Origin of the sequence: Verrucomicrobium sp. BvORR034, from assembly GCF_000739635.1 — a bacterium.
Lineage (GTDB): Bacteria > Verrucomicrobiota > Verrucomicrobiia > Verrucomicrobiales > Verrucomicrobiaceae > Verrucomicrobium.
Window position 1 is genome coordinate 29337 of sequence record NZ_BATQ01000072.1, and the last position, 24980, is coordinate 54316.

General features: G+C 61.1%; 18 protein-coding genes. 13 read left to right on the top strand and 5 right to left on the bottom strand.

Annotated elements, in window-relative coordinates; all coding sequences use genetic code 11:
- The first annotated feature begins 44 nt into the window (after nucleotides 1–44).
- The 4 genes from BV034_RS12815 to BV034_RS12830 all read left to right on the top strand — a co-directional run bounded on the left by BV034_RS12815 (nucleotide 45) and on the right by BV034_RS12830 (nucleotide 3954).
- Nucleotides 45–623 (top strand): TIGR00730 family Rossman fold protein, encoded by a 579-nt coding sequence (locus BV034_RS12815; protein WP_265592932.1) that lies wholly within the window; start codon nucleotides 45–47, stop codon nucleotides 621–623.
- 451 nt (nucleotides 624–1074) lie between these two features.
- Nucleotides 1075–1896, top strand: a complete 822-nt coding sequence (locus tag BV034_RS12820; protein WP_265592933.1) for a hypothetical protein — start codon at nucleotides 1075–1077, stop codon at nucleotides 1894–1896.
- A gap of 177 nt (nucleotides 1897–2073) precedes the next feature.
- Nucleotides 2074–2616 (top strand): hypothetical protein, encoded by a 543-nt coding sequence (locus BV034_RS12825; RefSeq protein ID WP_050027404.1) that lies wholly within the window; start codon nucleotides 2074–2076, stop codon nucleotides 2614–2616.
- Between the two features lie 186 nt (nucleotides 2617–2802).
- Complete coding sequence (locus tag BV034_RS12830) at nucleotides 2803–3954, top strand: hypothetical protein (protein WP_265592934.1); 1152 nt, start codon at nucleotides 2803–2805, stop codon at nucleotides 3952–3954.
- Between the two features lie 31 nt (nucleotides 3955–3985).
- On the opposite strand, the gene BV034_RS12835 is transcribed toward BV034_RS12830, so the two are convergent.
- Nucleotides 3986–4558, bottom strand: coding sequence for an NUDIX hydrolase (locus BV034_RS12835; protein WP_050027406.1), 573 nt, complete (start codon nucleotides 4556–4558; stop codon nucleotides 3986–3988).
- A 38-nt stretch (nucleotides 4559–4596) separates the two neighbouring features.
- Nucleotides 4597–5370: a DUF3313 family protein gene (locus BV034_RS12840; RefSeq protein WP_265592935.1), complete on the bottom strand. Its 774-nt coding sequence runs from the start codon at nucleotides 5368–5370 to the stop codon at nucleotides 4597–4599.
- A gap of 244 nt (nucleotides 5371–5614) precedes the next feature.
- Between BV034_RS12840 and BV034_RS12845 the strand changes: the two genes are divergently transcribed.
- The 4 genes from BV034_RS12845 to BV034_RS12860 all read left to right on the top strand — a co-directional run bounded on the left by BV034_RS12845 (nucleotide 5615) and on the right by BV034_RS12860 (nucleotide 9583).
- A complete protein-coding gene (locus BV034_RS12845) occupies nucleotides 5615–6934 on the top strand; it encodes a PQQ-binding-like beta-propeller repeat protein (RefSeq protein WP_050027408.1) in 1320 nt (439 codons plus the stop codon).
- Nucleotides 6935–6991: 57 nt separating this feature from the next.
- The gene (locus BV034_RS12850) at nucleotides 6992–7795 is read left to right on the top strand and encodes a prolyl oligopeptidase family serine peptidase (protein WP_265592936.1); all 804 of its coding nucleotides are present in this window, start codon (nucleotides 6992–6994) and stop codon (nucleotides 7793–7795) included.
- A 120-nt stretch (nucleotides 7796–7915) separates the two neighbouring features.
- Complete coding sequence (locus BV034_RS12855; protein WP_050027409.1) at nucleotides 7916–8704, top strand: NIPSNAP family protein; 789 nt, start codon at nucleotides 7916–7918, stop codon at nucleotides 8702–8704.
- Nucleotides 8705–8752: 48 nt separating this feature from the next.
- A complete protein-coding gene (locus tag BV034_RS12860) occupies nucleotides 8753–9583 on the top strand; it encodes a hypothetical protein (RefSeq protein ID WP_050027410.1) in 831 nt (276 codons plus the stop codon).
- A 138-nt stretch (nucleotides 9584–9721) separates the two neighbouring features.
- Here BV034_RS12860 and BV034_RS12865 read toward each other — a convergent pair whose 3' ends face one another.
- A complete protein-coding gene (locus BV034_RS12865; protein ID WP_050027411.1) occupies nucleotides 9722–10450 on the bottom strand; it encodes a hypothetical protein in 729 nt (242 codons plus the stop codon).
- Between the two features lie 302 nt (nucleotides 10451–10752).
- Between BV034_RS12865 and clpB the strand changes: the two genes are divergently transcribed.
- Nucleotides 10753–13329, top strand: a complete 2577-nt coding sequence (clpB, locus tag BV034_RS12870; RefSeq protein ID WP_050027412.1) for an ATP-dependent chaperone ClpB — start codon at nucleotides 10753–10755, stop codon at nucleotides 13327–13329.
- An 83-nt stretch (nucleotides 13330–13412) separates the two neighbouring features.
- On the opposite strand, the gene BV034_RS12875 is transcribed toward clpB, so the two are convergent.
- The gene (locus tag BV034_RS12875; protein WP_265592937.1) at nucleotides 13413–14753 is read right to left on the bottom strand and encodes a PQQ-binding-like beta-propeller repeat protein; all 1341 of its coding nucleotides are present in this window, start codon (nucleotides 14751–14753) and stop codon (nucleotides 13413–13415) included.
- A 137-nt stretch (nucleotides 14754–14890) separates the two neighbouring features.
- On the opposite strand from BV034_RS12875, the gene BV034_RS12880 reads away from it, so the two are divergent.
- The 3 genes from BV034_RS12880 to BV034_RS12890 all read left to right on the top strand — a co-directional run bounded on the left by BV034_RS12880 (nucleotide 14891) and on the right by BV034_RS12890 (nucleotide 17063).
- On the top strand, nucleotides 14891–15202 hold the full coding sequence (locus tag BV034_RS12880) for a metalloregulator ArsR/SmtB family transcription factor (RefSeq protein WP_050027414.1): 312 nt from the start codon (nucleotides 14891–14893) through the stop codon (nucleotides 15200–15202).
- A gap of 77 nt (nucleotides 15203–15279) precedes the next feature.
- Nucleotides 15280–15819: an SRPBCC family protein gene (locus BV034_RS12885; protein WP_265592938.1), complete on the top strand. Its 540-nt coding sequence runs from the start codon at nucleotides 15280–15282 to the stop codon at nucleotides 15817–15819.
- Nucleotides 15820–16145: 326 nt separating this feature from the next.
- The gene (locus BV034_RS12890) at nucleotides 16146–17063 is read left to right on the top strand and encodes a DKNYY domain-containing protein (protein ID WP_050027415.1); all 918 of its coding nucleotides are present in this window, start codon (nucleotides 16146–16148) and stop codon (nucleotides 17061–17063) included.
- A gap of 283 nt (nucleotides 17064–17346) precedes the next feature.
- On the opposite strand, the gene BV034_RS12895 is transcribed toward BV034_RS12890, so the two are convergent.
- On the bottom strand, nucleotides 17347–18039 hold the full coding sequence (locus tag BV034_RS12895; RefSeq protein WP_050027416.1) for a PhoU domain-containing protein: 693 nt from the start codon (nucleotides 18037–18039) through the stop codon (nucleotides 17347–17349).
- 319 nt (nucleotides 18040–18358) lie between these two features.
- Between BV034_RS12895 and BV034_RS12900 the strand changes: the two genes are divergently transcribed.
- Nucleotides 18359–24697, top strand: coding sequence for an MG2 domain-containing protein (locus BV034_RS12900; protein WP_265592939.1), 6339 nt, complete (start codon nucleotides 18359–18361; stop codon nucleotides 24695–24697).
- Nucleotides 24698–24980 lie beyond the last annotated feature (283 nt).

Consider the following 24980-nt stretch of genomic DNA (forward strand, 5'->3'; position numbering starts at 1 on the left):
CCCCATTGCATTCGCGGTTGCCGGATCACTCCGGTTCGATCATCATGGATCGAACCATGCATCGCGTCTGTGTCTATTGTGGGTCCAGTTTCGGAAACAATCCTGTTTTTGCCGAAGTGGCGGCACAGGTCGGGGCCAAGCTGGCGCGCAGCGGATTGGGCATGGTGTACGGCGGGGGCAGCGTGGGGCTGATGGGTGTGGTGGCAGATGCCGCACTGGCCCAGGGCGGGGAGGTGATCGGCGTCATCCCGAAAAAGCTGGTCGAGCTGGAAAAGGAGCACCGCGGCGTCACCCGGCTGATCGAGGTGGAGACCATGCACGAGCGGAAGCAGGCCATGATGGACCACGCCGACGGCTTCCTGGTGCTGCCCGGCGGCTACGGCACCCTGGAGGAACTGTTTGAAGTCCTCGCCTGGCTGCAACTCGGCTTCCACACCAAGCCGGTTGGGCTGCTCAACGTGGCCGGTTATTACGATCCCCTCGTGAAGATGCTGGACGCCATGGTGGACAACGCCCTCCTGCACCCAGAACACCACGGCTTGCTGCTGGTGGATCGCGACGTCGAGGCTTTGCTGGGGCGTATGATGGACTTCATGGTGCCCGATGTGAGCAAATGGCTGTAAGTCGGTAATTCAGTAAACCGGTAATTCAGTGAGGCGGTAAGCCGGTGCTGCTCCCGTGGGGAGTGACTCATGGCGTCTGTGGCCGAGTGACGAGCTTTCAGCGGAAAAACGGACATCACCTGGCGACGAAGTCGCTGTGGAGTGCGTGCGGGAACCGCCGCTTTGGCGCCCCTTGTGATGTTCTTGAACCCTTCGCTCCCCAGCAGGGGCCAGCGTGGTCGGTCGTGGGCTTCGTTGGCGGTGGAGAGACGTTTGCACGACACATGCCTTCCCAAAGCGGTGATGCTCACCGCAGTCCCAAAATCCTGCTGCGCAGGATCAGGTGTTGGGGGTGTGGAGATGGTTTGGGAGTGGCTGAGGCTTGCGATATCGAAGGACGCTGTGTTCCAGCCTGCCCCGGCCCATCTCAGCCAACCGACAGAGCACGACAAATCCCACCGTATAGCAGCTCATGCTTCGTCGCCATTTTCTCAGTAGTGCCAGCGCAGGCACGGCCCTGGTCGTGTTATCTCCTTATGCCCAGGCTCTTGCCCAATCCACCTCCAGCGCGGCGTTTCATGACGCCAAGTGCGAGGGTGTCTATCCCCGCCACCTACAGGGCATTTGCACCAACGACCGCGGTGCCATCTACTGGAGCTGGACGGAGGCCTTGGTGAAGACGGACCTGAAGGGGCGCATCCTCAAGTCTATTCCTGCCGCCGACCATCATGGGGATCTCTGCCATGTGGACGGCAAAATCTATGTCGCAGTGAATCTGGGCAAGTTCAACCAGCCCGCGGGCAAGGCTGACTCCTGGGTGTTCGTGTACGATGCGGAGACGCTCGCGGAGTTATCACGTCATGCTGTGCCCGAGGCGGTGCATGGTGCCGGCGGCATGGCTTTCCGAGAGGGGAAGTTCTATGTCGTGGGCGGGTTGCCGCCGGGGATCAACGAGAACTACGTCTACGAGTACAACACGGAGTTTAAGTTCGTGAAGCGTCACGTCCTCGCCAGCGGTTACACGCTCATGGGCGTACAGACCCTGGCTTGGATCAAGGGAGAGTGGTGGTTCGGCTGCTATGGCAAGCCTCCGGAGCTCCTGCGTGCGGATGCCTCCTTCAACTTCCTCGGTAAGACGAACTTCGATGCTGCGCTGGGCATCGTGGAACTGCCTGGAGGCAAGGTGTTGCTCGGCGGCAACCAGCTCACGAAGGGCGTGGGGAACACCGGCTTCGTGAGAATTCTGGAAGTGGGGAAAGATCGCTGGCCCGTGAAATCAAAGACCGGTGCGTGACTGCCAACCGCGGGATTGGGACCAAGTGCCACTTAACAATGCTGGCGAGGCTCTGTTTGTACTGCGAACAGCTTCCTTCGGAGAGGGGCTGTACGCAGTTTGTGGCTGACAAGCAACGAGGCCACAGCCTTTTCCATTGTGCGGGTTTCGTTCGTGAGATAATGGGATGGAAGAGAAATGTCTGCTCACTTTTCATCTGCCAAAGTCTGGGCTCGCTGGCTGATCATTGTCAGTCTCGGCGGGCTTGGGGTGACGATTTTGGCGCAGGGATTGTGGCACGTTCTCTTCTCAGAAACGGCTCACGAAAACACCGCCGCCCGGTGGCTCGGGTTTTCGTTCACGGCTGTCGCTTCGGCTTGGTTCATTGGCATCGCTCTGGGCGTGTGCTTCCGGTGGTATCGCTTGGTGAGCACGATGCTCATGATGCCGGTAACCTTCGCCGTATTCAGTGTTTGTCAGTCTGGCACCCGCTGGGTGCGAGGAGCAGTGCCTGAGGAAACGTGGATCGATATCCCAGTTCTTGGTCTGTGCGTGTCCTTTGCGCTGGCTCTGCTGCCACTTGCCATTCCTGTCTGGCCGTGGTTCAGAGGTCTGGCCGCTATCTTTCGCTACATCGACCGGCTGGAGGCGAGGGGAGCCTATCGGGTCTGGGAGGCTGCCGACAGTTCACAAGGCGATGACGAGGGGCTAGACCAAGGAGGAGTCGAGAAAAGACCGTGACGGTAGTCAATCGTTGTCGACGAGATCGTCCAGCGGGGTGGCGGCTGATAAGCAAGTGAGTGACGTGTGGGAATTTGGCTTTCTCAAGAGAGACTGACTTGTCATACTTCCAGCATGCGGAGTAGTGCTCTTTCACAGATGCGTGGGCGGCTGGCGGCGCGTGCTGTCGCCTCAGTGTTTGCGTCCATGGCGATCGCCGACCTGATACAGGCTCAGGCACCGGAGAAGATCGCGCCAGCCCCGACCATCGGACCAGTCCTGGAACCGGCGAAGCCAACCGTGACGCCACCGACGTCCGGTGCAGCAGAAAGCTGGCAGGATACGCTTTCCGGTTGGGCCAAGGGCGGAATGGACAAGGTTGCCGCCACCGTGAAATCCTGGGCACCTGCCGGAAGTGCCGAAGCAAGCAAGCAGGAGCCTCCGCCTGCCGGTGGGGCAGAGAAGCAACTTGAAGCACTGGGGCTGCAGCTCATGCCCGATGAATTGAGCAAACTGCAATCTGCCCTGAAGGACAATGCCTTTAAACAGGCTGAGGAGCATGCGCGAAAGCTGGACGAACTCCTGGGCTCCGACTCCCTCAAGTACTGTCTGGAAGTGCTCAAGCTACAGGCCACCTCGGGGACCGATGCGGCGGTGGCTGCCGTACAGAAGTACATTGAGACACCCGGACTGAAATCCGACGCCCGTCGGGTGGGTGAAGAGATCTTGGGAGTGCTCAAATCCGTCAAGCGCGACGATGCGGTGGCGATAGTGTCTCTGGTGGTGTATCTGTCACTGGAGAGCAAGATGAGCCATGGGGCGGCCCCTGTCGCGGCCATGGCCGGATTGGTCACCGAAGACTTGTGGACCTACATCGCCCGTATTGCCGACGAAAAAGGGGGTGGTGCGCAGTATCAGTGGGACCGGTCCAACCTCAAGGCCATAGGTCTCGGCCTGCTGGCCGTGGCGCAAGATGCGGTGGATCCTTCCGAGCGTCTGGCGCGTGACGTCACTCCCTCCATGGTTGCCCTGGTCAAATCGTGGTCGGATGCTGTGGCCAAGGGGGATGCAGAGGCTTGCAAGCAGTTGTTTCATCCTGCGCGTCGGATGGAGGCGGCTTTGCCCCAGGGCTGGGAAACCCGAAAGTCCGACCAGGTGGAATCCTGGAACATGGATTTGTTATTTCATCGTGGCGCATTGGTGGGGCTCCGGGTGGAGAGGGGCCCCTTGGTATCCCAACCGGAAGGTCCCTACAGCCAATACTATCTGATGGTGCTCCAGCGCGGAGTGGAGCATGACAGCGCATGGCAGCTTTGGGACGTCATGCCTTGGGCGGGATCCGAGTTGCCAAGACGGTAGACCGGGCATCTGATATCCCACCACTCACCTTTCACCTCTTACCGAATCGCCGCTCCAAAATCGCCTCCCACTTGGTCGCCAGTCTTTGCATGCCTTCACTCAGCGGCAGCTCCCGCATTTCCTCCGGGGTGAACCAGCGCAGTTCGTGACTCTCATCACTGGTGACGAACTGGGCGTTCTCTGGTGCGATGAACATGTAGCGCACATCGTAGTGCCAGTGGGCGGGCTCGCCTTTGCGCTCCGGAATGGGGTGAATGTCCAGATCAAACGGGCGCGTTGAGGCCACAATGAGCCCTTCCACACCGGATTCCTCCAGCGCCTCCCGTTGGGCCACCTGCAGGATGTTGTCATCGCCGTCGCAATGGCCGCCAAACTGGAGCCAGCAGTCGAGTTTGCGATGGTGGGTGAGCAGAGCGCGGGAGCCGTCTGCACTCACCACCAGAGCGCTGCCGGTGAAATGGGCCGGGTGACAGCTGCGGTGAAAGCAGTCCTCCTGCTCGTCCAGCAGGGCGATCATCTTCTCCCGATGGGGCACTTCGTCGGCCCGGTGCGGATGGGAGAGGTCGAGGTCAGTGAGTTGTTGGCGGAGGTCCAGGCGAGTCATGGGCGGCGGGCATCTCTAGCACCGCTCCGCCCCGGACGCTACCGGGGATCCAGCGTGAAGGCAAAGGTGTCCTGAATCCGGTCTCCCGGGGCGGTGCGGGTAAAGAGCTCGAACTGCGAGGCCCAGGCGTGAATGGCCTCCGTCGCGTGCCCATACGGGCGGTAGTCCGCCAGACTGTACATGGTCATCCGGTCTGCTTCGTTGTCGGCGAACTCGAAGACCAGTTCGCCGGTGCTGGAGTTCCTCACCTTGCCTTCGATGGCGACGTTGCCCTTTGTGAACATGCCGCCAATGCTCGCCAGGGGGCCCACGACGAACTTGGCCGCCGTCTTCACCGCGTTCCCCTTGGGGCTGGTGGGGCTCAGTTCCACCAGGGCCAGTTCCAGAGTGACGGAGCTGGCATTGGGCTTCTGGGCCAGCACATACCTGGCCTGCTCAGAACGCTGGAAGGCGATGGCGAACTGATTGCGAAGCATCGTGGCCATCTCGCGTTCTTTGCGCTCGATGCTGCCCATGGCGATCTCTTTTTCAATGAGTGCCTTATGGATGGGGCGCAGGTATTTCAGCGTCACCGGTGACACGTAGATGGAGGTCTTCTGCGCCACCCGCTCCCGCACGCCCGGGTCTGGGGACCGCCAGATCTTGTGAAAGGGCACGCGCTTGCGATCCGGCTTCATCTCGTTCGGGTGCTCGACGAAAGCCGACAAGGGTACAGGCTTCGCCTTGAGCAGTCTGTTCGTGCTGGAGCAGGATATCATGCCCAGCATCAACAACATCAGCCAACCGGTCATCATCCAGCGCGTACGAACCATAGAGAGATAAAAAGGGGGAGGGGCTAATTTGGGAAGCACGGTCGTGCATTCAACCTCCCTGTCGTGAAGAATTGCCCATCGGGTACCCCCTTGTTGAAGGCCCGGGCCACCTGGGCTGGAATCGCCATAGCTCGTGTAGCAGGCATAAATGTTCCGCGTCGGCGCTTGGGCGAAAGTCGGCCCGCGGCACGGGCGTTGTGGACAGGTCGCCCACCGCATTCATCACCACTGCCTCGCCGCTCACATGACCTTCCTCAAGTTTTACCTCCTCGCCGGTGCTGCCACCATGATGGCGGCGCCTCTGGCCCACGCGGAGAACTGGCCCCAATGGCGGGGACCCCGGCTCGATGGGACAAGCGCAGACAATGGCTTCCCGGTGGAGGTCCAGGACGCCAGCATTCGCTGGAAGACGGAGCTGCCCGGCGGTGGGCATGCCTCTCCCATTGTCTGGGGTGACCGGCTCTTTACCGTCGCGGCTGTGGCCGAGGGCGAGGAGCGTCTCCTCATCAGCCTGGATCGGGTGACGGGCAGGATCCTCTGGCAGGTGCCGGTGATCAAGGCCCCCCTCGAGTCCACCCATCGCCTGAACAGTTGCGCCTCCAGCACGCCTGCGACCGATGGTGAGAAAGTCTTCACCGCCTTCCTGGACAACACGCCCACCGCAGCATCCCTGAAGGCCAACGAAGGCAAAGAGATCCCCAAAGGGGAGGTGGCCAAGGGCACCGTGGTGGTCTCGGCGCATGACTTCAGCGGCAAACAGATCTGGCAGGTGCGGCCCGGCCTCTTCTCCAGCAAGCACGGCTTCTGCAGCTCACCCATCCTCTATAAGGACAAGGTCATCGTGAACTGCGACCACGATGGAGATGGATACATCGTGGCCTTGGCCCGGGAGGATGGGCGGGAGCTCTGGCGCATCCAGCGTCCCAACAACACCCGCAGCTACGTGGTGCCTATCATCCGCGAGCTGGCGGGGCGCACGCAGATGGTCCTGAGCGGCACCAAGTGCGTGACCAGCTACAATCCCGATGACGGCAGCCTCATCTGGATGATGGATGGGCCCACGGAGCAGTTCGTAGCCTCCTTAGTGTACAACGAGGAGTCCGGCTACCTCTTCCTTACCGGCGGGTTCCCGGAGAAACACATTCTGGCCATCCGCCCAGACGGGAAAGGGAATGTGACGGATACCCACATCGCCTGGCGCACCAACAAGGGCGTCTCCTATGTGCCGTCGCCCATCTCAGAAGGCGACTACTGCCTGGTGGTCTCGGATTCCGGCGTGGCGCATTGCTTTGAAGCCAAGTCCGGGCGCATCGCCTGGGAGGAGAGAGTCCGCGAGCATCACGCCTCCCCGGCGAGCGCGGAAGGGCGGGTCTATTTCATTAACGACCCTGGCCAGCTGCGCGTCGTCAAGCCAGCCGAGAGCTACCAGCTTGTGGCAGAGAGCAACGTGGGGGAAAAGGTCTTTGCCTCACCCGCCCTGAGTGAGGGGCAGTTGTTCATCCGTGGCGACAAGTCGTTGATCTGTGTGGGTGAACGCAAGAGCGGAGTGGCCGACCGCAGATAGCCGTCCCGACGTCGTTTTGTGCTCGTACTGCCTCGTGTAAACTTTCACATTGTCACCATGAACCCATCCTCTCTGCGATCCCGTCGAACCTCGCCGCTGCTCGCCCTCGCCATGTCCGTTGTCGCAGCCACTACCTTCATGCCCCAAGACGCCTCCGCTCAAGCCGACGATGATTTCCCGAAGGTCCTGTCACCCGCTCTGGAATCCAAGTCCTTCGAGGGCGAGGTGACCCTCAAGGTTGGCTACAAGTACCTCCTTTCCCTGCCGGAAGACTTTGGCAAAGACCCGGCCAAGAAGTGGCCTCTGGTGGTCTTCCTGCACGGGGCAGGGGAGCGGGGCGATGACCTGCGCCGCTTGCAGAAGCACGGTCCGCCCAAGCTTGTCGCCAATGGGAAGAAGATTCCCGCTATCGTGGTGAGCCCACAGGTGCCCGCCGGGGAGGTGTGGAACCCCTACGGCGTGAAGGCCCTGACAGACAGCATTGTGGCCAGCTATTCCGTGGATACGGACCGCATCTACCTCACCGGCATCAGCATGGGTGGCTTTGGCACGTGGGACACGGTCTTCGCCTACCCGGACTTTTTTGCCGCTGCGGTCCCCATCTGTGGCGGTGCGGGGGTGAAGTTTGTGATGGCGCAGAAGATCAAGAACGTGCCCATCTGGGTGTTTCACGGAGCCAAGGACCCCGTGGTGGAGCCCGCCAATTCCCAGCGAATCTACAACTCCTTGAGCAAGCTGGGCGCGCCAGTGAAGCTCACCATGTATCCCAACCTGCAACATGATTCCTGGACGGTCACCTATGACAGCCAGGAGATGTGGGACTGGCTCTTCCAGCAGAAACGTGGTGTGGTGGCCAAGTGAAATGAAGTGAGAGAAGAGTGTCTTGAAACAACCACAGAGGCACCGAGGAGCACAGAGACGGAGTTTTTTAGACAGAATTAACAGAATCAGCAGAATTGAGTTTTGATATCCAAACCGACTATGAAATCACTCTTGCAAGCTGCCGCCGTTGGGCTGGCCATGGCGACAACAATGGGTTCCACGACGGCGAAAGCTGCCGAGCCTGAGCCCGTCTATGAACTGCGCATCTACACCACCAACGAAGGCAAGCTGCCCGACCTGTTGAAGCGCTTTCGTGATCACACTTGCGCGCTCTTTGAGAAGCATGGCATGTCGAACCTGGGCTACTGGGTGCCGGTGGACAAGGAGAACGGCGCGGACAACACCCTCATCTACGTGCTCTCCCACAAGAGCCGCGAGGCCGCCAAGGAATCCTTCAAGGCCTTTGGCGCTGACCCCGAGTGGAAGCAGGTCCGGGAGGCCAGCGAGGCCAACGGCAAGATCCTCGCCAAGCCGCCGGAATCCATCTTCATGACCCGCACGGAGTTTTCTCCTGAACTCAAGGTCTCCGCCAGCGACCCGGAGCGGGTGTTTGAACTGCGCACCTACACCACCAACGAAGGCAAGCTGCCGGAGCTGCATGCGCGTTTCACGAACCACACCTGCAAGCTGTTTGAGAAACACGGCATGACCAACCTCTGCTACTGGACGCCGATTGACGCGGAGCAGGGCCACAACAACAAGCTCATCTACATCCTCGCGCACAAGAGCAAGGAAGCGGGCCTCGCCTCTTTTGGTACCTTCCGCGCCGATCCGGTCTGGATTGCCGCCAAAGGCGAGAGTGAGAAGAACGGCTCCCTCACCGTGCCGCAGCCTGAGGGCGTGAAGTCCGTGTACATGAAGCCGGTGGACTTCTCAAAAATCAAGTAACGCCCGCATCGCGGGAGACAGAAGACTGGAAGACAGAAGACTCCAGACATGAGCAGGAACTCCATCTCCGCCGTGGCCATCAGGCGGATTCTGTTGAGTCTTGCTTTTGCCGGAGCCGGTATGATGTGGGCTCCGGTAGCCTGGGGGGCTGAGGTGCAGGTGGTGCACGTGTACGTGGCCCTCTGCGACAATGCCTCTCAGGGGATCATCCCCGTGCCAGCCAAGATTGGCGATGGTGACAAGCCGGATGCGAATCTCTACTGGGGCTGCTCCGATGGCCTGAGATCCTGCTTCCGGGCGAGTAAGTCCTGGAAGGCCCTGCCTGCGGTGGCCTCACCCCGTGCCGAAGTCTTGGAGCGGGTGGTCTTCCGGCACGCGACGCGGAAAGATGTTTATCTGGTCGCCGACGCCTGGCGAGGGCGTGAGATCAAGCCCTGCCTGCAGGCGTTTGTGGATGCTGCGGGTGGGAAAGGAGTGGCGGAGTCCATTTCGGTCAAAGGACCAGACGGCGAAGACATCGCGCTGCCGCTTGGGACGAAGGCCCGCTGGCTGGCGTACATCGGCCACAATGGCCTGATGGAGTTCGAGGTAACCTGGCCGGATGTGCCGGCTGGTGGCGCGGCTGCGACATCCCGCCGGGCGGTGGTGCTTTGCTGCATTGGGCAGAGGTATTTCCCGAAACTGGGGATCCCCATGGCCCTGACCACCACGCAGCTGATGTATCCTGGCGCGTTCATCCTGCGTGATGCTTTGGAGGCGGTTTTCGATGGGAAGTCCGGTGCTGAAGTGAAGGCTGCGGCCGCGCGGGCGTACGCCCGAAACCAGCAGATCTCCGTGAAAGCGGCAGCAGGTGTGTTTGCGGTGCCCGCCGGAGATTGATGTGGGCGGATGACCCCGACGCGTCTCCCCGGGCGTAGTCCGGACGTGCCGTCCGGCTCAGGCAGCGGAGGGGTGACGCGCGGCATACCGCGGACCTGCTGACCGTCCTCCCATCCCGCCGCTTCGTCTCTTTTCACCTCACCGCGCCACGCCCCACCATTTCTCCATCAACCGCGCCGTCTCCGGATCGTACTTCTCCAGCTCCTTCCGGTCATACGGGTAAAAATCATTCCGGCTCCAGTACGCCTCACTGCACTCGGCGAAGAACTCCTTGTGATTCGTCAGCGCGTACGCCTTCCGGAAAATCCGGGGCCGTTCCTTGCCGGGGCGCATCTCCACCCGGTCGTACAGACCCGCTGCCTTGACCCGCTCGAAGGCCACCAGGATCTCCGGCTGATCAAATCCCAAGACCAGATCATGATAGGCGTGCGCCAGTTCATGCAGGGCGAAGTTGGGCATGCGGTCCAGTTCCTCTTCAAACTTGAGGATGTTGGTAAACTCAATGCCCTTGGCCATGGCGACATCGCGACCGTTGTCCTTCAGCCACCCGGCATTCGGGTGGTACTCGGCCCGTGGCGGCACACCGGGGTAGCCGACGGAAAACCAGAGGGGCACTTCACGCAGTCGTTTGACCACAGGGGCGGGCAGCTTCCGGTCTATCTCTGCTAACTGAAGCTCCAGCAGACCCAGGGCTTTGGCTGTCTCGGCGGGGTGTCTTTCCGCCAGCTCCGATTGCACGTGGACCTTCCATCCAGCCACGTCTTTGATCTCCTCGCCTTTGGCGATACTTTCGCACCCCGCGATGAGCAGACAGGCAATCGTCCAGAAGGGAAGGCTGAGGAAATGGGTTCTCGTCGGCATCATCATCGGGAGGTGGAAAAACGCAGCTTTTTGGCATTTTCACTCGCCGAATCAGACCGGGCATGTCGAATTCTCCGATGAGAGAGTACATCTTCTTCTCGATCGAAAATCAAATGTGTCTAAATGGCGCAATTGAATCTGAGCCGAGAATGATCTCATGAGACGTATTGTCCCTAATTTTTCACACCTTCTTGGCCCGTGTCAACACACTACGGTGCTCATTCTCTACAGGTTATGCCAACCCGGATGAATTGGGCCGGTTTATGCGTACTCCCTTGTAGAAACGATTTTTGCTATCTCCTCAATCTATGAACCCTGAACGAATCACTGTTAAGCTTCAAGAGGCCCTCGCGTCGTCGCAGTCCCTTGCGACCCGCTATGGCCATGCGGAGGTCAAACCCTCCCACATGCTGCTGGCCCTACTGGAGCAGGACGGCGGCATCACCAAGCCGCTGGTGGACAAGGTGGGGGCCAACGCGGCCGCTCTGCAGTCGGCGGTGGAATCTTTCCTGGCCAAGCAGCCTCGTATTTCTGGCGGCGGCGGGGCGGACCGGCTTTCCGGCGACCTCCGTGAAACTCTGGCCAACGCCGAGAAGGAGCAAAAGAACCTCAAGGACGAGTACCTGAGCGTCGAGCACTTCCTCCTCGCCCTCTTCAAGACGCGCACCGATATCGAAGGCGTGCTGAAGAAGGCCGGTCTGAAGTACGAGACCCTGCTACAGGCCCTCACTTCCGTGCGCGGTGCCCAGCGGGTGACCGACCAGGACCCGGAAGGGAAGTATCAGACGCTGGAAAAATACGGCACGGATCTGACCGCCCGTGCACGGCAGGGGAAGATCGATCCCGTGATCGGCCGTGACGATGAGATCCGCCGCGTCATGCAAGTGCTCTCGCGCCGCAGCAAGAACAACCCCGTCCTGATCGGCGAGCCCGGTGTGGGCAAGACCGCTATTGTAGAAGGATTGGCCCGCCGCATCGTCGCGGGTGACGTGCCCGACTCCCTGAAGAACAAGCGCGTGATCAGCATGGACCTGGGCGGCATGCTCGCCGGGGCCAAGTATCGCGGCGAGTTCGAAGAGCGCCTCAAGGCCTTCCTCAAAGAAGTCACTTCCAGCGAAGGCGAGATCATCCTCTTCATCGACGAGCTCCACACCATTGTGGGGGCAGGCGCGAGTGAAGGTGCCGTGGACGCCAGCAACCTGCTCAAGCCGCAGCTCGCTCGTGGCGAACTGCGCTGCGTTGGGGCCACCACTCTGGACGAGTATCGCAAGTACATTGAAAAGGACGCCGCTCTCGAGCGCCGCTTCCAGCCGGTGTACGTGGGAGAGCCCAGTGTCGAGGACACCATCGCCATCCTGCGAGGCCTGAAAGAACGGTATGAGGTGCACCATGGCGTGCGCATTCAAGACAGCGCCATCGTGGCGGCGGCCACTCTGAGCCACCGGTACATCAGTGATCGGTTCCTGCCGGACAAGGCGGTGGACCTGGTGGACGAGGCGGCCAGCCGGCTGAAGATCGAGCTCGACTCCATGCCCACGGAGATCGACGTCATCGAGCGTGACGTCATGCAGCGTGAGATGGAGCGGCAGGCCCTCAAGAAGGAGACCGACCCCGCCAGCCGTGCCCGCCTGGAAAAGCTGGAGAAGGAGATCGCCGATCTCAAGGAGAAGGGCTCCGGCCTGAAGCTCCAGTGGCAGAAGGAGAAGGAAGTCGTGCAGGCGAGCCGCAAGGTGAAGGAGGAGATCGACCGCCTCCGCACTGAGCAGGAGCAAGCCCAGCGTCGCGGCGACTTCGCCCGTGCCGGGGAGATCCAGTACGGCCTCATTCCCGATCTGGAGAAGAGGCTCCAGGAGGCGACCCAGGCCCATACCCAGGGGGCCGCCAAAGGGCAACTGCTGCGGGAAGAGGTGACTGAGGACGACATCGCCAAGGTGGTCGCCACCTGGACCGGCATTCCCGTGAGCCGTCTTCAAGAAGGGGAGCGGTCCAAGCTCACCCACATGGAGGACCGTCTGGCCAATCGTGTCATCGGGCAGAATAGCGCCATCAAGGCGGTCTCGAATGCCGTCCGGCGTGCCCGGGCCGGCCTCCAGGATGAGAACCGCCCCATCGGCAGCTTCCTCTTCCTCGGGCCTACCGGGGTGGGGAAGACGGAACTGAGCAAGGCCCTGGCCGAGTTCCTCTTCGACGACGAGAACGCCATGACCCGCATCGACATGAGCGAGTACATGGAGAAGCACAGCGTGGCCCGACTCATCGGGGCGCCTCCCGGCTACGTCGGCTATGAAGAGGGCGGCCAGCTCACGGAGGCAGTCCGTCGCCGACCGTACAGCGTGATCCTCTTTGACGAGGTGGAGAAAGCCCACCCGGATGTGTTCAACTCCCTCCTCCAGGTGCTGGATGACGGGCGGATCACGGACGGGCAGGGGAGGACGGTGGACTTCCGGAACACGGTCATCATCATGACCAGCAACATTGGCAGCCATGCCATCCAGGAAGAAGCCAACCCCGAACAGCGGGAGGCTCTCGTTCGCGATGCGTTGCGCCAGTTCTTCCGTCCGGAGTTCCTGAACCGCATTGATGAGGTCATCATCTTCGACCGGCTTGATGCCCGTGATCTGAGCGAGATCGTCAAGGTCCAGCTCCAGCGGGTGGTCAGCCGCCTGGCAAAGCAGAACATTGGTCTGGTCCTCACGGACGAGGCGGTGCGGAAGATTGCCGACGATGGTTACGACCCCGTCTTTGGAGCCCGCCCTCTCAAGAGGGCCATCCAGAAGCTGGTGCTGGACCCGCTCTCACTCGATATGCTCGACGGGAAGTTCGTCGATGGCGATGTCATCGAGGCCCGACTGGAAGGCACGGGGATCCAGTTTGTGAAAAAGTGAATATGTGAATAAGTGAGCAAGTAGAGACCCGGTACCCTGTGGGAACAACTCCCCAAGGCCCGGGTCTTTTTACGTTCTAGGCGTTATTCGGCTGCGAGGGAAACACAGATCAATTCCTCGTCGTTACGCACATAGACGCAGCGATGAGCGAAGGCTGGGCAGCTCCAGATCACCTTGCGGTTGGCATGAGGGGTCGTCGGCTCAAGGACCTTCGCTTTTGAGATTTGTGAATAACATTCTCGATCCAGTTTGGCTGTAATTAACTCGCCCATTTCATTGAAGATGATGAAATTAGAATTTGTTTTCACGAGGAAAGCGGTGCTGCTATTTTGGCTCCTCCCACCCACGGGATCGGTAGTTGTCCACAATCTGCGCCCTGTGAGCAAGTCCACGCAGCGAAGGTCGCCGTCGCGGTCAAAGCCGTACATCAAGTTATCCACAACGACCGGGGTGCTGTTCTTGGGTCCCAGGGAATTGTTCGGCTTGCCTTCCCAATTGAGAGCGGCGGTAGGAGTGTGAGCATCCAGTTTCACGGTCGCGCTGATCCCCATAATGCCACCAGCAAAAACGAGGTCATTGTGAATAAGTGGCATCATGATGCTCATCGCATACATCGGCTTCAGAGGAACCTGCCAGTAGGGTTTTCCCGTTTTTGGATTAATGCCGTTGAGAGCATCTGCGTGCCACACGATGAGTTGATCCACCCCACCGGCTTGGGTCAGATTCACTGGAGAGTACCCTGGCGCAGAGGCTTCCAGTGATCTCCAGACTTCTGCTCCCGTCTGCTTGTTGAAGGCCACGACCACTCCCTTTTGAGTGCCCAGGAGGGTGATCACCAGATCATCCACGACCATCGGATGGCTGGAGTAACCCCAGAAGGGTGCCTCGGCGCCGTAGTCTTTGGCGAAGTCCTTGGACCAGATGATTTTCCCGGTTTCTACGTGAATACAGTGGAGGTTCCCCATCGCGCCCAGGGCGTAGGCGTGATCATCATCGACGGTTACGGTGCAGCGGGGGCCTACCGGGTAGCTCACCGAGTAGGGGCAGTCGTACTCGACCACCCATTTCTGTTTGCCGGTGGCGGCGTCGAAACACAGCACCCGCTCCTTGCCGGACAGGTTTTGCCGGGCTCCTGCGCTCGGGGTCGGGTCGCCGTCGCTGCGCACGTAGTCCATCACCAACACGCTTTCGCCCGCCACGGAGGGGCCGCTATAGCCACCGCTGATCGGAGCGCGCCACAGAATCTTGGGGCCGCCTTCGGGGAACTTCTCCAGCAGGCCGTTCTCCCGCCAATGGCCGTCGCGCTTGGGTCCCATCCACTGGGGCCAGTCATCTGCAAGCGATAGGGAGGTGAGGCTGAAACACGCGCAAGCCAGGGTGGTGGCCGCTGTCATTCGGCGGGCGATGTGAGAGTAGGGGGTCATGGAAGTGAGAGGGGCGATGTTCAAGGAGTCAATCCTTCTACGAAGCCCGGGTTTGATCCGACTGCCTGTTGGGAAAGGGTGGTGAACATGCTTATTTAGGCATTGATTTAATTAAGTGAATGCTTCATAAATAGCCCATGAAGCCGATGGAAGCTCTGGCCGACCCCACGAGGCGCCGCATTGTCGAGATCCTGTCGGAAGGGGAACTCACCGCCGGTGCCATCTGTTCCCACTTTGACATGAGCGCCCCAGCCATCTCCCAACACTTGAAAGTGTTGCGGCAGGCGCAGTTGGTGACCGTACGCGCCGAGGGACAACGTCGAATCCACGGGCTCGACCCCGCGGGCATCCGCGAGATCGAAATCTGGCTCGCCCATATGAAGCGCTTCTGGAACCGCAGCCTGGACGCTCTGGAGGAAGAGCTGCTCAAGCCCGAGGATCTCGGTTAAATTCAATCACATAAATAACGTAATAACATAAACCCCCCTGGATGATTATGAGTGCTACCCCGCCAAATACACAGTCAGTGAATCAGTCCTACGGCGTCCCTCTAGAACCCGGCACCTTGCGGCTGGAGCGTCTGCTTCCCGGCCCCATCGAGCGCGTCTGGAGCTACCTGGTGGAACCGGAGAAACGCCGGAAATGGTTCGCGGGCGGCCAGATGGAGCGGCGCGACGGCGGCTACATGGAGCTTCAGTTCCGGCATCGGGAACTCAGCCAGCCCGGCGAAGAGGTGCCGGAGAACTATCGGACTACCCAGGATATGGAGCCCGCTCCTGGCAAGGTGATCCGCTGCACGCCGCCAACGCTGTTGGTGTTCGAGTGGCAGTTCTGTGAGGGGATGTCCGAGGTTACCTTCGAGCTCAGTCCAGAAGGGGAGTCCGTCCGGCTGGTTCTGACGCATCGGCGGCTCATTCATAAAGAGAACATGGTCTCCGTCGCGGCTGGTTGGCATACCCATGTTGGGCTGCTGATGGATCTGCTGGAGAACCGCGAGCGCGGACCGTTCTGGCCGGAACACGAGCGACTGATGAAGGAGTATGGCGAGCGGTTGCCAGAGTGCTGAGGCGCGCCGCCGGGCAGTTCGTGGCTTTAGGGGGAGCGCAGGCGTCTCGCTCCCGAAGGCTTTGATGGGGGCGTCAGGAAAGGGGGGACTCCTCGGTGGTTTGTGAAGTGAGCCGCGTAAACGCGGTACTCCAACCCTGTTTGCGGACACGGAAGGGAGGTGGGATGCCTTGAGTGTTGGAGGAGCATTTCCCGCCGGGGAGCGGGAGGGCGGGTGGTCATGGAGCCCTCTGCCTTGAGGCCAAGTCTCCCTCATCTCTCCCGAACCATTTCCTGTCACAACCAAATCGCCAGCGACATGAAAACCGCAAATACCCCAACCCCCGCATGTCGCTCCGTTCTCTCAAACTCCCACTCTTGCGATCCGCTGCCTCCCTGACCGTTACCCTCGCTTCCGCCGTCACCCTGGTGGTCTCTTGTGGCTGTGCCCAGGGCAAGCCCTCGGGCTTCTCGGCCTCTGGCTATCACGTCCGGGGCAGCAAGGTCTATTACCATGGCGGGTTCGGCATCTCGAGTCCGGTCGAGATCCCGGGGGCCGATGGGGCTTCGTTCCAGAAGCTGGACGATGTCGAGCCTGCCTCGTTCTACGGTCGGGACAAGGCCACTGTCTATTATTGTGGCAAGCCTATCCCCGGTGCTGACCCCGCTTCCTTCACCCGCCTGCGCAATACCTACGCGTTGGACGCGAAACAGGTTTACTACCAGGGCTACGCCATCTCCAAGGATCCGGCCAACTTCAAGCTGCTGGACGAGCTCGCGGGCAAGGACAGCCGCCGCGTCTATTGGTGCGGGCATGTGATTTCCGAAGACGCTCCGAACTTCCGCTACATTGGGCACTCCGGGGCGGTGGCCTATCACCGGGACCGGCAGCAGGTGCTGGCCAATGGGATCAAGGTGGATGGTGCCGATCCGGCCACCTTTCGGCTGCTGAGCCATGCCTACAGCCGGGATGCCCGCCGGGTCTATCAGCTCACCAAGTCCGTACCCGGTGCAGATGCCAACACCTTCCAGGTAATGACCCGCTGGTACACCCGTGATGCCCGGCAGGTCTTCTGGGATGGCAAGCTCATCGCTGGAGCCAATCCGGACACCTTTGTCATTCTCAATGAAGACAGCCATTGCAGCCATGACGGCGTGCGGGCCTACCATTGGAACAACGTCATCCCCGGCGTGAACCCCGCTTCCTTCCCAGTCGGTAAGAAATGCCGGTCCTGCTGGGAGAACCGGATTCTGTTTGAGGAGTGAGACCCGCTGCGCGGGAGACAGAAGACTGGAAGACAAAAGACATAAGACCTGAGCTGGCTCGGGCTTGTGTGTGCCCGGTGTGGTCCATTGCAGAGGACGTGCGACTGAGCGGGGCTAGGAACCCCCGCCTCCTGTAAAGCAGGAACAAACGTCAAGGTGACATGGCCGCGGAGTAAAGGAGGCGGGGGCTCGGGCCCCGCGATCTGTGGGGTGGGCGGAGCGGGGAGAGGATCGAGGGGCGATTGGTGAGTGAACTGCGTTGGGGTATCCAACGTCAGTCCACTTACTCAACGTCCTGTCGGCGCACCGCCACGAACTCGGGATTGAAGGCGAACTGCGTGTCGGTGCCGATGTCGCGGCTGGTGCCGACGATCTGCTCCAGCAGCTTGGAGATGTGGACCAGCTCCATGCAGGCGTTGATGGCCTGGTCCAGCTCGTAGGGCATGCGGGCGGCCACGGTATCGCCGTACTCCTGGGCGCGGCGGATGAGGCCGGCGTGGGCGATTTCCAGAAAGTTCGGGGACAGGGCTTGATGAGTGACAAAGGCCTCCACCACCTGGTGATGAAACTTGCAGCAATCCGTGAAGAGGGCGGCCAGGGCGGGCATCTGGGGGATGGGCTCCCAGTCCAGCAGCTTGCGGGCGCGACGAGCAATGCTGACGGCATGATCCGCGATCCGTTCCAGGTTCACGCTGATTTTGATGGTGGCCACGACGACCCGCAAATCGAGAGCGACGGGTTGGAAGCGCAGGATCACCCGCATGGCCTCGGCGCTCAGCTCGCGCTCCAGGGTGTCGATTTCGTCATCATCGGCGATGGCGCGATTGCAGCGTTCCGCATCCCTCTGAAACAGCCCCGCCTGGGCATTGGCCAGACTGCGCTCCGTGAGAGCAGACATCATCAGGACGTTGTCCCGCAGGGTGCCGAGGTCCCGATTAAACTGGCTGGAAATGTGTCCTTGGGAGGGATCGATCATGTCACCGAACGGTGGGGATTGGGGGGAAGCGGATGCCTGTGGAGACCGGTGTCCGTACTCGCCCCGCTGACGACTGAACCCAACCTCACCAGCCTGTCACTGTGGGGCACCTTGCCTGAGTCCAAAGTGGACTTTTCGTCACATTCGACCCGTCAGCACGAAGTCGTCGAATTCACTGTCCCGGGTCCCTTCGCGAATCTTCTCGCAGGATCAGGCTATTTTCCAAGATTGCCACGATTTCTCCGTCAGGCCTAGTATGAACGCACTGCGGCGTTTTCGCCGTCTGGTGCCCCGTTTTCGCACTTCCCCCTGCTCGCTCATGAAACGCTCTTTCCTGAAACTCCCCTGGTTCGCCACGCTCGCGGCACTCGTGCCGGTGGTGGTGTGGTACTCAGCCTTTTCTCTAGACCTGCTGGGTCAGGGGGCTGGCGGCAAAAGTGATGGCGACCAGGCCAAGCTGCTGGTGCGGGCCGAGAAACTGCTGAGTGAGGGCAATGGGGCGGAGGCGATGAAGCTGCTCCAGCCTCTGTTGGACAAGCCCCTCCAGGAATCCGGTGCGACCGATCAACAGGTGCGCAAAGGTCTCGAGCTGGCGTTTTCGGCCCAGCAGGGGCTGGGCACGGCGGGCACCGGGCTGGATGCGCTGCTGGAAGGCGTGCAAAAGGCTCATCCCCAGAACTGGAGAGTACTGACCCTTTCCGCCAGCATCCTGGAGCGCAGCGCTCATCAAGGCAGTGTGACAGATGGCAAGTACCAGCGGCAGAACTGGACAGGCAAGAGAGCTGACAGCACAGATCGCGACCGGGTGCAGGGGCTCGTCTGGTTGCGCAAGGCTTCCACCCTGGCCTTGCAGGATGCAGGTGCCACGGCAGCGGAGCGGGTAAACGTGCTTTTGACGGAGGCCAATGGGCTCCTCTCCGGCAAGGCCCCCTGGGAACTCCAGAGCCTGACTGACCTGGAGAAACTGCCAGAGGTGGAGATCAATGAAGGTGGACGAGGCCAGATGATGTGGCCAGGCCGAGGTCGGGGGCCGTGGGGGAATCCGGCAGACGACACTGGCTATCCCGTGGACGCTGCCGGCAATCCGGTTTATTTCAAAATCCCCGCCTCCTGGGAAACTGCCGCCAGTGACGGGGAGCGCTGGCGTTATCTCCTGAAGCTGGCTGCGGAAACGGATCCGGCCTCCGCCCATCTGGCGATGTTTGCCTTTGTGACTGAAATCCAAGGCTGGCTGGATGTGGATACCCTGCAGCGGACCGCCATCTGGCCGCTGATCGTGAAAAGGAGTGAACAGGACGGCAAGGAAGAGGGCAATCTGCGCCAAGGTATTGTCGATCTCCCCACGCTCAAACCCGAGGAGACCATCACCCGGCTGGCGACCGGGATCCGCCGGCACACACTTCCTGAAGACTACCGCTTCATCCCGATCCTGCGGGAGCTTGGAACGGGCGGCACCGCGAGCGCCCCGCAGGCCTTGATGCAACTCGGATACATCCACGAGAACCGCCAGCAGCGCGACTTGGCCGCGGCAGTGTGGAAAGAGGTCATCGAGCGACATGGCAAAGACCCGCAGGTCAAGGAAGTGGCTGAAGGGCGGCTCCGCCAGATTGAGGGCCATCTGGGCAAGCTTGAAGGCAAGGACACCCTGCCGGCGGGTCAGAAGGCCACCGTGGATCTTGTCTTTCGCAATGCCAAACAGGTGAAGCTCACGGCCAGACCCGTGAAGGTGGACGCCCTGCTCGATACCCTGCAGGCGGAGTACAAGGCGCGGGCCAATGGGAAAAAGGAACGGGAACAGAGCCAGTGGACGTGGCTGAATCAGGCCTTTGGCACCCTGCTCTCGGGATCTGTGCCGGTCCGCCAGTCGGAAGTGGAGAAGTACCTGGGCGAGCCTGCCGCCACCTGGGAGGTGGCCCTGGAACCCCGGGCGAAGCATGCCGACCGGCGTATCACTTTGGAGACGCCGCTGAGCCGGGCGGGTGTCTATTTCCTCGAAGCCACGTTTGAGGGCGGCGGTGTGGCCCACTGTATGGTGGAGCTCGCGGATCTGGTGGTGCTGACCAAGCCCGTGCTCAATGGGGCCGGGGCTCATGGCTTTGTGCTGGATGCAACCACAGGACGCCCGGTCTCAAAGGCCAAGGTGCTGGCCTTCGGATATCGCCACGAGTACCGCAGTGAAGGCAACCGTTCCAAGGAGTACTGGTTCACGCGCGAACAACGCTTCACCAGCGGTGCGGAGGGGAACTTCCCAATCAATATGGATGAGGAGAACCGCTACAACTGGCTCTTGAGGGTGGAGTCTCCAGACGGCGGCTTGGCGGTGGTGGGCTTCAACCCGTTCTACCGGCACTACATGGGCCAGAACCCCGATGGCCAGCAGCTCAAGCTCTACATCACCACGGATCGCCCCGCCTATCGTCCCGGACAAAAAGTCTATCTGGCAGGCTGGGCCCGCCGGGCGACCTATGAAGAGGGCAAGAACGGCAATGAATTCGCCAACCAGCGTTTTGTAGTTCGCATCAATGATCCCCGTGGGGAGAAGCTGCTGGAGCAGCATGTGGTCGCAGATGCGAATGGTGCCATGAGCCTGGACCTTTCCCTGGCCGATACTGCCGGGTTGGGTCGCTACTCAGTGAGCTTCAGCAACCACACCCAGCTCGCGGGGCATGCCTTCTTCCAGGTGGAGGAGTACAAGAAGCCCGAGTTCGAGGTCAAAGTGAAAACGCCGGAGAAGCCGGTGCAACTGGGCGAGCCTTTCACGGCCACGGTGGAGGCCAAGTACTACTTCGGCGGGGCGGTGAGCGAGGCCAAGGTGCACTACAAGGTGGAGCGCGTGCGTCATGATGCCTCCTGGTTCCCCGTGACCCCCTGGGACTGGCTCTACGGCCCCGGCTACTGGTGGCGGAACAATGACTACGCCTGGCTCCCCGGCTACACCAGCTGCATCCGCATCTGGCCACCCTGGTGGGGTGTGCGGTCAGATCCGCCGGAAGTCGTGGCCGAGGCCACGGTGGACATCGGCCCGGATGGCACGGTGAAGATCCCTATCGAAACCGCTCTGGCCAAGGAGCTGCACGGTGACCAGGATCACAAGTACAACATCACTGCAGAGGTGACGGACTCATCCCGTCGCATGATCTCCGGCTCCGGCTCTGTGGTGGCCCCGCGCCAGCCTTATCAGGTGTATGTATGGACGCATCGCGGGTTCTATGAAGCCGGCACGGAGGCCCGTGTCTCGGTGCAAGCCCGCACGCCGGATGGCAGTCCCGTGAATGGCAAGGCGGTGTTGAAGGTTCTGGCTGTCACGTACGAACCGGGCGGCGCGCCGGTGGAGACTGAGAAGTCACGGTTCGAGCTGGTGGCTCGCGATGGCAACCCGGCTGTGCAGGTGCTGCAATTCCCCCAGACCGGGCACTATCGCCTGGCGGTGGAGTTTGATGACGGCGCAGGGCACAAAGTGGAAGGCACGGCGCACACCACGGTGCGAGGAAAGGACTTTGACGGCAAGGACTTCCGCTTCCCGGATCTGGAGGTGGTGTCGGAGAAGGCGGAGTATGCGCCCGGCGAAGACGCCTCCTTTGTGGTGAACATTGCCCAGGAGGGCGGCAGCATCCTGGTGTTCGAGCGTCCTCAGAATGGCGGTTATCCCAAGCCCCGCGTGGTGACGCTGGCCCAGGGCAAGTCCACCCGCATCACCCTGCCCGTCGGTACGAATGACCAGCCCAACTTCTTCCTGGAGGTGGTGACGGTTCATGGAGCCAAGATCCACACCCAGGTGGTGCAGGTGCCGGTGCCGCCCAGCAAGCGGATTGCCGAGGTGAAGCTCACGCCCTCCCAGGAGACTTATAAACCACAGGCCGATGGCACAGTGCAGATCCAGGTGAAACACCCCGATGGCACGCCGGTGCAGGGGCCGGTCATCCTAACTGGCTATGACAAGGCGCTCGAGTACATCTCTGGCGGGAGCAACGTGCCCAACGTGAGGGACTTCTTCTGGGGTTGGAAGCGGAATCACTTTATGATAGGAGTGAGCTCCCTGAACACAGTGAACTCTCAGATTTCACTGCCAGGGCTGAACTGGGAGGCGGTGGGAGTGTTCGGGAACCGCTACCTTGGCATGAGCACGCGGATGAACTTTGCCATTGGAGGGAGCGGAGGCGGGTTTGGATACAAGAATGAGTTCAAGCGGAATGGCCGGGTGGACTATGACATGGCCGGCCTCCCCGCTCCGGCCTCAGCGCCCATGACAGCGGCTGCCGCGCCCATGGAGGCTGCCAAGTCCAAGGCGATCGCCGCGGACTCGATTGATGGTCTGCTGGCTTCCAATCAATCGGTGGCAGGAGCAGAAGAGGCCACGCCGATGATCCGGCAGGACTTTGCCGATCTACTGGTGTGGAATGCCGCGGCGACCACGGACGCTCAGGGCAAGGTCACGCTGCCGGTGCACTTCCCTGACGATCTCACCACCTGGAAGCTTCGGGCCTGGGTCCTCGGGCCCAATACGGAGGTGGGCGAGGCTTCGGTGGAGGTGATCAGTCGCAAGGACCTGCTGGTGCGCATGCAGGCCCCGCGTTTCTTTGTGGAGCGGGATGAGGTGGTGCTCTCTGGCATCGTTCACAATGATCTGAAGGAGAAGCAGAACGTGCGTGCGGTCCTCGAACTGGATGGCAAGACGCTTGCGCCGCTGGAGGGGCAGGCCACCGAGCAACGGTTTGAGATTGCCCCCGGTGGCGAGCACCGGTTTGACTGGCGCGTCAAGGTGATCGCCGAAGGCGAAGCGACTGTCCGCATGAAGGCGCTGGCTGCCGGTGAGAGCGATGCGGTGGAGAAGAAGTTTCCCGTCTATGTGCACGGCATGTTGCGGCAGGACGCCTGGAGCCTGGCCATTCGCCCGGATCAGGGGCAGGGGACCATTGCCTTTGAAGTGCCGGACAAGCGTCGCCCCGCCCAGACACGGTTCGAGGTACGCTATAGCCCCAGCCTGGCAGCCGCCATGGTGGATGCACTGCCTTTCCTGGTGAGCTATCCGCATGGTTGCACGGAGCAGACGTTGAATCGGTTTGTACCCACGGTGATCACCCAGAAGGTGCTGCTGGATCTTGGCCTGGATCTCAAAGCCATCCGGGACAAGGGCGTGAACCTGAATGCCCAGGAACTGGGCGATCCCGTCAAACGCGCCCAGCAGTGGCGGCGCTATCGCAAGAACGACCAGGATCCGGTCTTCGACGAGAAAGTCGTCAAGAAGATGGCCGCGGCTGGCATTGACCGGCTCGAGTCCATGCAGGCCAACGACGGCGGGTGGGGATGGTGGCCGGGCGCCGCTCAAGGCTCCTCGCACCTCACCGCCCAGGTGGTGGATGGCTTGCTCCAGGCCCGTGCCGCGGGAGCAGATGTGCCCGCTGGCATGCTGAGCCGGGGTCTGGACTGGCTATCCCGTCATGAGGAGGAGGAACTGCGCCGCCTGAACCTGCCAGAGAAGGCTCAGGATCACAAAACCCAGGCGGACAATGAAGACGCCCTCGTGCACGCCGCCCTGGTTGCCGGGGAGCGCGGAAATAGAGGCATGCGCACCCACCTCTACAACGACCGCCTCAAGCTTTCGAAATCGATGCAGGCCCTCGTGGGGCTGGCCTGCGCCACCGTCAAGGAGACGGAGCGCCGGGACATGATCACCCGCAACCTGGAGCAGTTCCAAAAGCAGGATGAGGAGAACCAGACCGCATGGCTGGACTTCGGCAACGACCAGCGCTGGTGGTACTGGTATGACGACGAGACCGAAACCCTCGCCGCTTACCTGAAGCTACGGCTTATTAAGGACGGCAGGGATCCGGTGGCCTCCCGTCTGGTGAAGTACCTGCTGAACAACCGCAAGCACGGGAACTACTGGAAGAGCACCCGCGACACGGCCGCTGCCATCAGCGCCCTGGCCATGTACATCAAGGCCTCCGGTGAAACCGCCCCGGACCTGATGGTGGAGTTGTGGCTGGATGGCAAGAAAGTCAAAGAGGCTCCCATCAACAAGGAGAACCTCTTCTCCTTCGACCACGCCTTTGTGATCGAAGGCGAGGCACTCACCGCTGGCAAACACCAGCTGGAGATCCGTCGTAAAGGAGCCGGGCCATTGTACGCGAATGCTTACCTCGCCTGTTTCACCCTGGAAGACCACCTCCGGGCGGCTGGCCTGGAGGTAAAGGTGCAGCGGAACCTCTACAAGCTGGTGCCGGAGAAAACGCAGGACCTTGTGTCCGGTGCCCATGGCCAGGCCCTGAAACAGCAAGGGTCGCGTTATCGCCGCGAACCCCTGGGACCGGAGGCCACGGTGAAGAGCGGTGACCTGCTGGAGGTGGAACTCATCACGGAAAGCAAGAACGACTACGAATACCTCATGCTGGAGGACTTCAAGCCCGCCGGATGTGAAGCCGTGGATCTACAGAGCGGGTATGTCTGGAGCCAGGGGCTCAATACGTATCGTGAGTTCCGCGATGAAAAGGTGACGCACTACCTGGAGAGGTTGCCTCGCGGGAAGCAGTCTTTGACCTATCGTCTCCGTGCCGAGATCCCTGGGAAATTCAGCGCGTTGCCCAGCGTGATCGAGGGGATGTATGCGCCGGAGCTGAAGGGGAATGCCGAGGAGCGTAGTGTGTCGATTGGCGAGTGAGGCTGTCGGAAGAAGCTCGTAGCTGCACTTGTGAAAGTGCGGAAGGGTGGCGTGGCTCAGTGGGGTTGGCAGCGGGTTCATGGGGGGCAAGCTGCCTGAACGCGTTCTCACGAACGCATCCACGACTGACTCTCATTGACCGCGCAGCGGAAGCTCGTAGCTGCACTTGTAAAAGTGCGGAAGGGTGTGGCGTTGCCCTGTGGGTAGGCAGCGGGTCATAGGTAGCAAGCTGCCTGAACGCGTTCTCACGAACGCATCCACGACTGACTCTCATCGACCGCGC